The following is an 11228-nucleotide window of genomic DNA, read 5'->3' as shown; positions in this document are numbered from 1 at the left end:
GCTATCAGACTGAGATGCAGCTATTTAGCACTTTCAATCGGATTCGACTCATTTTTATGTAAAATAAAGCTCACCCCTAAATCAGGAGTGAGCTACTACCGCGTTTACCTTCTGTTACGCCTACTGAAATCACACCAACAGTGATAGTATCTCTTGATGAAGAAACGAATTGGATGCAACCAGGGTGTCATCGCTTAATGCGAATGGCTTTCCAGCTGCATTCGTTAGTTCGCCGCCCGCTTCTTGCAAAATGACCATTCCGGCAGTGACATCCCAGGGGTATAGTCCGTCATGCCAAAATCCGCTCAACCGCCCTGACGCCACTAAGCATAAGTCAAGGCTGGCAGCCCCCATAATGCGCACGCTTCGGACCTTGCCTGTCATTCTGCCGATTTGTTCCACGACAACGGAGTTCGGTTTCCAGTCAATAGCCCGGAATCCAGTAGCCAGCAAGGCCTGAGCAATATCTTGCTCCCGCCCGACATGAAGGGGGCGCCCGTTCAGAAATGCGCCCCCCTGCTTACGACCCGAGTAGAGCTCATCGGTTACAGGATTATAAACGACTCCGCCTACCGGTATTCCATCTTTCACAATACCTACAGAGATTGCAAAATGAGCTATGTTGTGAATAAAGTTAATTGTGCCATCAACTGGGTCAATAATCCATCCGTAGCCCGCCGGCGGTTGCTTTAGTGCATGATGGGAATCTTCTCTCCCACCGTCTGTTTCCTCCGATAAGATCCAATGATCCGGATAATCGCGATGAATTTGATTACGCAGCAAGTGCTCGATTCGTACATCTACTTCCGTCACAAGATCCGCTTGATTCTTCTTTTCTTGAATTTGCAAAGGCATCTTCATGAGTTCCATAATCAATTTGCCTGTATCTTTCACATACCGTATGGCATCCTGCATGACTGCATCTTCATACTTTTGCTGCTCGTTCATATGCTCTCCTTCTCCCACAAACTGTCTGATTGAATTACCGGGATGATTTTATTAAGCAAAACACACCGACCAATATAAGTAATACACTTCCAAATTTGGAAATAGTAAAAGGGTTTCAGGCAATCCCATAATCCCAAAATGATCGATAACCGAAGAAGCAATCATTTGCCCGGCAATGATCAGGACAAATACAGGGAGTGTTCCAATTTTCCCCGTGGCATAGGAAGTACCAAACATAATACCTACGCCCAAAACTCCGGCAACCACCATCCATGGAACAACTTGAAGCTGCAGGGGAGAAGCGGACTTCATACGCCATAGTAAAAAGGAGGCGACGGCAATTTGTGCCGTGGAAACACCAATAATCATCCCATATTGCCCTTGTACTTTCCCGATGTGTGCATTCATCATCCCTTGTATAACTCCCAATAATCCTGCTAAAAAAGCAAGTATAAAGCTGACTTCGTTACCTAGCATTTGCCTATTCCCCTTCAACATCATTAAGCCGCAAAGCACATTTCATTAAAAAACTGTTATTAGAAGCCGATTTCGACTGGAACCGATCCGTTATCTAAGCGGCACGTTTTCCCGCTGGCAAAGTTCCCCGTCAAATGAAAGGCAGCATTCGTACATGAATATAGTTCTTGCCATTTCCCTTTCAGAGCATGAGAGCTCTATACGCTAACGGGAATGATGCAGTGTTCAGGTTGAATCCATGATAGGATGCGCGAATTGAAGCCATCCTCCATCCCATGATGGGAAACCTTCCAGATTCTGCTTCTAAGATCAGTACGCTGTGCCAGACGTTCCCATCCAGGCTCCAGTTGATCCCCGCCGAATAGAACGCTCGAATGGGGCTCTTGCATGATACTAAGTCGATATACAGAGCTATCATGATTAGATAATTCAAAGAAACGCGGCAAGTTCACCCTCGCATCCGCAGCCAAAGCTTTCATGAGTACCTCGTGTGCCGGGAGAGGATCGCCTTTCCAAGGATACAGATGGGTTAAGGTAATGCCTTCCTCCGACCAGATAACGGATTGATCGCTCGATCCATACTCGTTGCGCCACTTGATCTCAGTCCCCTGCTCGCTTAAGATCTGTACTAACTCCAGATAAGATGCCAACATGCGGTATACTCTCCAAGTAAAATCGTCCCCTAGCTCTTGAACCAGCTGATCGGGAGGAAGCTCAAAAGGCTCATAAGGAAGCACCGCCTTGAGGACCCGTTTAGCTTTAGCCACATCTAAGAGCCCGTTGACATGATCTTCGTGAATATGTGTAAGGAGCATCCAATCCAGTCGATCGATCTCATTGCGGTTCATCCAAGTTAATGGATGGTCCTGATCTTCGGAGAACGTACCATCTCCCCCGTCAATTAAACAAATACCACCGGAAGGCAGCTGAATAAGGTGAGCATCCCCCCACCCGACATTTAGAAATTGAACTTTTGCACTCGGCATATTCCTGTCACCTCTAGGGTTCATTTTATATTTCCTTACTTGTCTAACGGCAGTAAATGAATGTTATGCTTGTCCACAGCTAGATGCACAGTTCCTTGCAGATAGCCACGTACGCTTGGACTTGAATCTTCGACAATCCATTGAAATGGGGAAGCATCGACCCAATAGCGAATCATTCGCCCTAGAAAGCTGCTTCTCTGTATGACTCCAGTCCAAACATTATCACCGGCAACCGGTTTCTCAATAATGGAGAAGCATTCCGGTCTGATCACAAGAGTTACTCGGTCACCTGGCCGAAAGGAATATTGGTTTCGATGTACCCGCAGCCAAATAACGCCACATTTAACAACGAGGTCATCCCCCTCTTCAGCCATAATTTCACCCTCTATAAAATTTGCAGTTCCAACGAAATCAGCTACAAATTTACTTTCAGGTTTAAAATAAATGTCCCACGGTGTTCCGACTTGGCTGACACGCCCATTGTTGAACACAGCAATTCGATCTGAAATCGCCAAAGCTTCATCCTGATCATGCGTAACAAAAATGGCCGTTATGCCCAAGCGCTGCTGAAGTTCTCTAAGTTCATCTCTCACTTCAACTCTCATTTTTGCATCCAGATTACTAAGCGGTTCATCCATTAATAGAACCTTCTGTCCCATGATAAGCGCTCTTGCAAAAGCGACACGCTGCTGCTGCCCACCGCTCAACGCTCTGGGAAGTCTGTCCTGTAACCCTTGAAGTCCAAACATGCTCAGCATGGTATCCACTTTATCCCTCACTTCTTGACGAGAAGGCTTCTGCTGTTTTAATCCATACGAAATATTCTCGTAAACCGTCATATGAGGAAAAAGAGCATACTCCTGAAAAACGAGAGGTGTATTACGCTTAAATGCGGGCATCCCATTGACTTTGTTACCTTCTATATAAATGTCTCCGGCATCCGGTTCATAGAACCCGGCGATCATCCGCATTAATGTCGTTTTGCCGCATCCGCTTGGCCCTAGGAGTGTAGTGAAGCTGCCCTCAGGAATGTCGAGAGACACTTGTTTGATCGCCTCGAAGTCTCCGAAGCGTTTGGATACATTTGAAATTTGGATCATCGGTCTCTCCATGTTCATGGGTTCCTCCATTTAAACTTAAAGTTCTATCGATCTGCCTTGCTTTTTCAAGAAAAATTGAGCGAATGCCAATACATTTCGACGGGGAATTTTCCGGTGCGATCTTTGATTTTCTAAAGAGCAAGATGGGAATCAGCATTGCCTACGCCATCACAGAAATCTGTGCATTAAGCCATTCCGAAGAAATGGGTCAGAACGCTGTGAACGTGCTTGGCAGCGAAATTATCTTATTAAAGCAACTCCATTTCGACGAAACGGATAGACCTGTGTTCTATTCATTGGACTATTTGAAAAATAGCGTTTTTAAATTATTTATCAAACGTGAGTAGAAAAAATAAACCGGCACTCCATCGGAGTACCGGTTTATTTTTTCTATTCATTCAACCTCAAGGTGCATGAAACCATACTTGGGTTGAAGAATAACCTGCATGTAACCCGGCACTAGAATTAAAGTGTAATTATTTAAGCAAAAAGATTGTAAAAACAGATAAAAACACGGAATAATACAAATACAATTTCGCGAATCTGCTACATAATGTATCTGGTACATACGGAAATATATCAAGTGACTGGAGGAAGTAGCTTGAAGAAAAGGTTAACTTGCATCCCCAATAAAATTCAAAAGATTGTATCATCTGCCTTGATTGCCAGCATGGTACTAACATTCACAGCCCCTATGGAGGCCGTAATGGCCGCAGGAGACGATTCCATCTTGTTCCAAGATGATTTTAATGATCGCAACGCCGATGGGTGGACGACGTACGGGGGATCCTGGAATGCTTCAGATGGAGCTTATCATACCGATAAGGGGGCCGGATTCAAGGCCGTTGCAAACGGAACATCCTTCAGCAACTTTGTGTATGAAGCCGATATCTCCATCAAGGATGGCGTCAATTCAGATAATGCCGGACTTATTTTCAGGGTCAACACCCCATCTGTCGGAGCGGACAACTTACAAGGCTATTATGCTGGCATAACGGTAAATAATCTTGTTCAACTGGGGAAAATGAATAACAATTGGACGGAACTAGCCTCCATCCCTTTTACGGTTCAACAAAATAAAGTTTACCGTATGAAGGTGGAAGTCAAAGGAAGCAATATTGATATTTATATCGATGGCAGCCATGTACTCAGTGCAGTAGATTCTACTTTTACCCAGGGGGCTATCGGAGTCAGGTCCTTTTGGACGAATGCGACCTATGACAATTTGAAGGTAACGGATCTGGGGCCCTACACACAGCCGAGCTACGATTGGTCATGGGTAAAAGGGGCCGTTTTCGTGCCCACTAACGCAGTGAATCAGGTGCAGCAGTGGGAGGAGTACGACCATGACATTAATGACAGGGAGCTTTCCTACGCGAAGGCATATGGAATTAATTTTGTAAGGGTTTTCCTTCATAATCTGGTTTGGAAAAAAGACAAAGAAACGATGTTGAACAACATCGAGGACTTCCTTCAACTAACCGATAAATACGGCATTAAAACGGAGTTCGTATTCTTTGATGACTGCTGGGATGATCATCCGCATTTAGGACCGCAGGAAGCGCCTCGATATGGAGCCCATAACAGCCGATGGATGGAAGCTCCTGGAGATGATATTAAGGCAAACTACGAAGCAAACAAGCAGGATCTCAAGGATTATGTGCAGGGCATCGTCAATGCGCATAAGGATGATCCAAGGATCGCTTTCTGGAACATCTACAATGAACCCAGTAATGGGGAATCCGGCCTCATGGATCGCGTAACCAAACAGCTCATGAACGATTCGAGAATGTGGATTAAGGAGACGGGCTCTACGCTTCCTGTATCTTCAACTGGCGGTCAGTTCACGGGAGGCCCCTTCTCCGACTTTGTTACCTGGCATCCGTATGATGCCGATTATCCTACCCCGTTCGGTGTAAAGAGTTCCATTCTTGCCGATGAGACAATGAATCGACTTAATCAGAGTGTCCCGGGCATTGTCGAGCATTACGGTAACAAAGGCATCGGATATGTCATGTGGGAGCTTGGGATCGGCAGAGATAACACGCGTTTCCCATGGGGTACGGACGTTAATCCGGCGACTTCCGAACCTGCGGTACCCTTCCATGGTATTGTGTATCCCGACGGCCACCCTTGGGATGTCAAAGACGTAAAGGCGCTGAAAGGTGATGCCTTTGATTCGATGCCGGTTTTCCGCGTCCAGTATTATGGAGATGAGCAATTTACGAATCTGGTGAAAAGCTCCATTACCCCGCGTATCGATTTTGATTTAGGCGATGAGAAAGGAACGGGTTCGCCTGACGCATCCGCAGGCATTGGCGAGGACCATTTTTCAGTCCGCTGGACAGGTACCGTTGAGCCGGCCGCTACAGGTGAATATACGTTCTATGCGGATAGTGACAATATTGCAAAAGTATGGGTTGGGGATTCGTTAGTTGTAGATAAAACCAGCCCTTCAAGAGAAGAAGCAAGCGGAAAAGCGACATTGACAGAAGGCCAGGAGCTGCCAGTCAAAATTGAATACGTGCATGGAACCGGAACTTCCAGCCTGCACATCCGATGGTCGGGACCAGGCATGCCGAAGCAAGCGTTACTGCCTGTATATTCCGGAAAAGCTGTAGAGTCTATCTCCCTGAAGCAGAGCGCTGTCTCTTTGAAGGTTGGCGCGAAGGAAACCCTTGTTCCTGAGTTTAAACCGGTAGATGCCGGTAATCAGGAAGTATCCTGGAAATCCAGCAACTCTGCTGTAGCAACCGTGGATAACAATGGCGTTGTAACGGGGGTAAACACCGGAAGCGCAACGATTACTGCTACCGCTAAGGACGGCGGGGCTACGGCATCCGCTGAAGTGACGGTTCAGGCAAGCACTTCTTTTAATAACCCTATCGTTCCTGTTTCCAACAGCAGCGGCGGCTCAGCTGATCCGAGCATCGTATTTAAAGATGGCTATTATTACTATGTAAAATCCAACAGAGATGCGTCTATATCAATTTCGAAGGCAAAAAGATTGCAGGATATCGGCTCAGTCCCCAGAGTGACTGTTTATTCGCCGCCAAGCGGCCAACCCTATTCAAAGGAACTATGGGCGCCCGAGCTTCAATATCTGGATGGCAAATGGTACATCTACTTTGCTGCAGATGACGGCGCAAACGAAAATCACAGGATGTATGTGCTGGAAGGAAACTCCCAAGATCCGCAAGGGACATATACGTTAAAAGGGAAAATATCGGACAGCGCGAACAAGTGGGCTATTGACGGAACCGTTCTTGTCAAAGACGACAATACCAAGTATTTTGTATGGTCAGGCTGGGAAGGCGATGTCAATGTGAAGCAGAACATTTATATCGCTCCAATGAGCAATCCTTGGACAATCAGTGGTCCGAGAGTTCAAATCTCTACGCCGGATCAAGACTGGGAGCGCAAAGGTACGCCTTATATCAACGAAGGACCGGAGATTTTGAAAAAAGACGGTAAACTATTTATCGTTTACTCGGCCAGCGGCAGCTGGACGGACGATTATACGCTCGGCATGCTAAGCAATACGGATGGCAATGTATTGAACCCTGCTTCCTGGAGCAAGTCTGGCCCTGTTTTCAGCAAAGTACCTACAGCGTACGGCCCCGGTCATAACACGTTCACCACTTCTCCCGATGGAAAAGAGGACTGGATCGTATATCACGCCGATCAATTCTCCGGAGGAAGCTGGGGAAATCGCAGTGTCCGGGCGCAAAAATTCACGTGGAATGAAGACGGCACTCCGAATTTCGGAACGCCTGCCGCTTATGGCGCTTCCATGGAGGAGCCTTCTAGCACTCCGAGTGTAACAAGATACAAATATGAAGCTGAAAACGCACTCATCGGCGGCTCGGCGGCCATTACTTCTTCCGATAATGCATCGGGAGATAAAGTAGTCGGTCATTTGGATCAGCCTGGGAAAGATTATGCGGAGTTTGCGGTCGATGTCAAGGAAGCCGGCGATTATTCGCTCATTGTCATGGCTGACAATGGTACAGCTGGAGGCGCTTCTGCGCAGCATGAAGTTTCGGTCAATGGCGGTACGGGCCAGACGATCACTTATAAAAACTTTGGGTGGAAAGGCTTTAATCCGGTATCTATGGATGTTAACCTGCATGCCGGGATTAACAAAATCCGTTTAACCAGCAAACTGAATTTTGCCCAACTGGATTACATCATTCTTGAGTCTCTGGAAAAGAATGATGTTTCAGCGCCGGTAGAAAGCATTGCACTGGATAATCAAACCGTGACGATGGGTGCCGGAGAATCTGCTTCCTTGATTGCATCTGTCAGACCGTTAATCGGAACAAACAAGAACGTCGTGGTAACTTCAACATCGCCTGAAGTGGCGACGGTTACCCAAGACAGCAAGGATACAGCTACAGGAAGCACCATGCTGACGGTCAAGGGATTGAAACCGGGAACGACAACAATTCGAGTTATAAGTGCCGATAACGGCTCAGTCATTGGTGAATGTCAAGTTACTGTACGTCAATCGCCTGGAGAACCGGATTTATCGAAGTTTACCGTTGATTCCTTTGATAGTCAGGCGCTCGACCCGGCATGGTCAATTTTCCAGGAAAGCAAAGGCAATTGGAGCTTGACTCAAACTCCGGGTTCGATGACTATTCATACGACGCCTACAGATGTCTATCAAGATAACAATAGTCAAAACAATGTCTTCCTGAGAGATGTGCAGGCTAATGGGGATTTTGAGATCGTTACGAAAGTTACGGCACCTATTGCCTTAAATCACCAGCAAGGCGGTCTCTTCGTCTGGCAGGATGCGGATAATTTCGTAAAGCTTGGTCATGTATATGCGAATGGAAGAATTATAGAATCCGCTTATGAACTTGGCGGCATTTACAAGAAACCAAGCAATGAGGCGGCTCATCCCGGCGACGATACGATGACGCTCAAAATCAAGAAAATGGGGAATGTCTATACAACCTATTATTGGGATGGATATGACTGGATCCAGGCATCCAACCCTGTCACTGCGAATTTAAAAAATATCAAAGTCGGGTTTTACGCAAACAATATCGTTGCAACAAACAATCGGATAGATGCCCGATTCGATTATTTCGCTGTCAGATCCATTCAAGGCGGCGTTGATCTTGATCAGAAGAAGCTGACACTTGAATCAGGAAAGACAGCCCAACTTCACAACCTTGGAGCAAGCGGCGAGGAAGTGACTTGGACCTCCAGCAATCCGGAGATCGCTACCGTCAGCAGCAGCGGATTAGTAACGGCGTTAGCGCCAGGCAGAGCGGTCATTGAAGCGGTATCTACAAGCGGTGACTTCCGCTCGCAAGCTATTGTAACCGTGCCGAACTCCGAGCCTGTGCCGGAGATCCTGTACGCGAACGACTTTAGCGGATCATCGGCTGAAGGATGGTCTACGTACGAAGGTAATTGGACCGTCTCTAACGGACAGTATGCGGTAAACAGCGGTCCCGGCTATAAAGCGGTGCTTAACAGCAAAAGCTTTACAGACTTCGTGCTTGAGGGCGATGTGCAAATTACAAGCGGAAACGAAGCTGGGTTTATTTTCAGAGCATCGAACATTGCAAATGGCGCGGATAACTTAGACGGATATTATGTAGGTATTAACGCTTCCGCACAATCGGCCGTACTCGGTCAAATGTCGAAAGGCCAGTGGCAAGAGCTTGCTTCCAAAAAGCTGCCGATTCTTGCAAACGAGCCATACCACATTAAGGTCGTTGCGAACGAAGATCACATTCAGGTTTATGTGAACGACAATCCGCTCAACGTCAACGGGTATCCGAAATTTGACTTGTTGGATGCCTCGCATATGGCTACCGGTGCTATCGGACTGCGCACATGGAATGCAGATGCCAGATTTGACAACATCAAAGTATCTTCCTACCACGATTCAATAACTGGGCCTACTTATACCAACTCTGTGTTGCCTAATATTGCGGACCCCTTCGTACTGCAGCATGACGGCATGTATTACTTGTATGGGACGAATACGGATCCCAATAAGTCGTCATTGGGATTCAAGGTATATACCTCAACGGATTTGGTAAATTGGTCGGAACAGAAAGAATTGGCGTTAAAGCAGTCCGATTCTTGGGGGACTAGCGGCTTTTGGGCACCAGAGGTCGTGGAAAAAGACGGGACATTCTACATGTACTATGTAGTCAATGAGAGGCTTGCGGTTGCGACAAGCAGCTCCCCATTAGGGCCGTTCGTCCAAGACGTCAAACAACCGATGCATCTGAACACACCGGAAATCGATGCGCATATTTTTACAGACGATAACGGCAAAAAGTACATCTACTTCGTCAGATTCAATCAAGGCAATGAAATTTGGATGGCTGAGTTGAATGACGATATGAAGAGCATGAAGGAAGAAACGGTGCAATTCGTGTTCCGGGCTACACAAGATTGGGAACGCAGTCAAAAACAGCCGGTTGCAAGTATTAATGAGGGGCCGTTTATGATCAAGCATAATGGTACCTACTACTTGACCTATTCCGGCAATCATTTCGAAAGCCCGGATTATGGCGTGGGCTATGCAACGGCTCCGACTCCAATGGGGCCTTGGACGAAATACACGTATAATCCGATCATGAAGTCCAACACCATTGTACCTGGCGCTGGACATCATTCCTTGATCTATTCACCGGATGGCACGGAATTGTTCATGGTGTATCACACGCATTACAAGGCTGGTACAACTGAACCGCGCAAGCTTGCGATTGATCGCGTTCATTTTGTACCGCAAGCCAGCGGTATCGATGCCATGGAAGTGTGGGGACCGACTATTACTCCTCAGCTTAAACCTTCCGCCGAACAGTCGGCAGCACCGATTGCTACACTCAAAGGGGCAAACAGCGTGCAAGCTGGACAGTCCTTTGATCTCACTTACGGTCTCAACCATTTGAGCGTCACTCAAAGTATTTATGCACAAGACATCACGGTTACCTTCGATCCTGCACAGGTAGAGTTTGTTGATGCAGAGCCCATTCAGCAGGGATTAGCCATCGCCGGTAAAAACGAAACATCCGGTCGCGTGCGCATCTTGCTGGCCAGTATAGGGGCAGATAATGCCATTCATGCCAACGGCGATCTGCTGAAGCTCCACTTTAAGGCGAAATCTTCCTCTCAACCAGCCGTCATCGGTTTAGCCAATGTCGTTATCTCGAATGGCCTAGGGGAGGAAAGCACACTCGGCAATGTAGCAGTGAGTATAGACATTCAAGCAAGTGACCGAGCAGCGCTGAGCGCCGCTATCGCAGCAGCACAAGCGAAGTTTGATGCCGCTGTGGAAGGATCAGAAGTGAATCAATATCCGTTAGGATCTAAGGCAGTATTGCTGTCAGCGATCGAGAAAGCAAAATCGGTTCTGAACAATCCGAATGCTTCCCAACAGCAGATCGATCAAGCAGCAACAGAGCTTAACCTAGCGCTTCAAACCTTTATTGATTCGGTCAATAAAACTCAATCTAGCGATGTCAACGGCGATGGACACGTTGCGATCGGTGATCTTGGCATCGTAGCTGCCGCATATGGAAAAACTTCCAATGATCCGAATTGGAGCGAGTACAAAAAGACAGATGTCAACGGTGATGGTAAAGTCGATATTGAAGACTTGGCAGTGGTAGCCCGAATGATATTGAATTAACGTAAGAATGGCGTGTCAAATTGATTATCAATTTGGCACGCCATTTTC

Annotated in this window: 6 protein-coding genes; 2 read left to right on the top strand and 4 right to left on the bottom strand. The window is 46.9% G+C overall.

Annotation, left to right across the window (positions count from 1 at the left end; genetic code table 11):
* Positions 1 to 129: 129 nt before the first annotated feature.
* The 4 genes from J2Z65_RS12595 to J2Z65_RS12580 form a co-directional block, all read right to left on the bottom strand.
* Complete coding sequence (locus J2Z65_RS12595; protein WP_167058725.1) at positions 130 to 948, bottom strand: inositol monophosphatase family protein; 819 nt, start codon at positions 946 to 948, stop codon at positions 130 to 132.
* A gap of 51 nt (positions 949 to 999) precedes the next feature.
* Complete coding sequence (locus J2Z65_RS12590) at positions 1000 to 1425, bottom strand: DMT family transporter (protein ID WP_167058728.1); 426 nt, start codon at positions 1423 to 1425, stop codon at positions 1000 to 1002.
* 197 nt (positions 1426 to 1622) lie between these two features.
* A complete protein-coding gene (locus J2Z65_RS12585) occupies positions 1623 to 2411 on the bottom strand; it encodes a ComEC/Rec2 family competence protein (protein WP_167058731.1) in 789 nt (262 codons plus the stop codon).
* Positions 2412 to 2446: 35 nt separating this feature from the next.
* A complete protein-coding gene (locus J2Z65_RS12580; RefSeq protein ID WP_205300985.1) occupies positions 2447 to 3523 on the bottom strand; it encodes an ABC transporter ATP-binding protein in 1077 nt (358 codons plus the stop codon).
* A 71-nt stretch (positions 3524 to 3594) separates the two neighbouring features.
* On the opposite strand from J2Z65_RS12580, the gene J2Z65_RS12575 reads away from it, so the two are divergent.
* Both J2Z65_RS12575 and J2Z65_RS12570 read left to right on the top strand, forming a co-directional pair.
* Positions 3595 to 3858 (top strand): UTRA domain-containing protein, encoded by a 264-nt coding sequence (locus J2Z65_RS12575; protein WP_167058737.1) that lies wholly within the window; start codon positions 3595 to 3597, stop codon positions 3856 to 3858.
* A gap of 254 nt (positions 3859 to 4112) precedes the next feature.
* Positions 4113 to 11180, top strand: a complete 7068-nt coding sequence (locus J2Z65_RS12570; RefSeq protein WP_167058739.1) for a family 43 glycosylhydrolase — start codon at positions 4113 to 4115, stop codon at positions 11178 to 11180.
* The last annotated feature ends 48 nt before the right edge of the window (positions 11181 to 11228 follow it).

It is taken from the genome of Paenibacillus aceris (genome assembly GCF_017874035.1).
In the GTDB taxonomy this organism is placed as follows: domain Bacteria; phylum Bacillota; class Bacilli; order Paenibacillales; family NBRC-103111; genus Paenibacillus_E; species Paenibacillus_E aceris.
Note: the sequence above shows the minus strand (reverse complement) of the source record. Positions and strands in the feature narration are given on the sequence as shown.

Excerpts from the sequence above, each read along its gene's own strand:
- J2Z65_RS12595 (WP_167058725.1), bottom strand. The coding sequence starts at position 948 with ATGAACGAGCAGCAAAAGTATGAAGATGCAGTCATGCAGGATGCCATA.
- J2Z65_RS12575 (WP_167058737.1), top strand. The coding sequence starts at position 3,595 with ATGCCAATACATTTCGACGGGGAATTTTCCGGTGCGATCTTTGATTTT.
- J2Z65_RS12580 (WP_205300985.1), bottom strand. The coding sequence starts at position 3,523 with ATGGAGAGACCGATGATCCAAATTTCAAATGTATCCAAACGCTTCGGA.
- J2Z65_RS12585 (WP_167058731.1), bottom strand. The coding sequence starts at position 2,411 with ATGCCGAGTGCAAAAGTTCAATTTCTAAATGTCGGGTGGGGGGATGCT.
- J2Z65_RS12590 (WP_167058728.1), bottom strand. The coding sequence starts at position 1,425 with ATGCTAGGTAACGAAGTCAGCTTTATACTTGCTTTTTTAGCAGGATTA.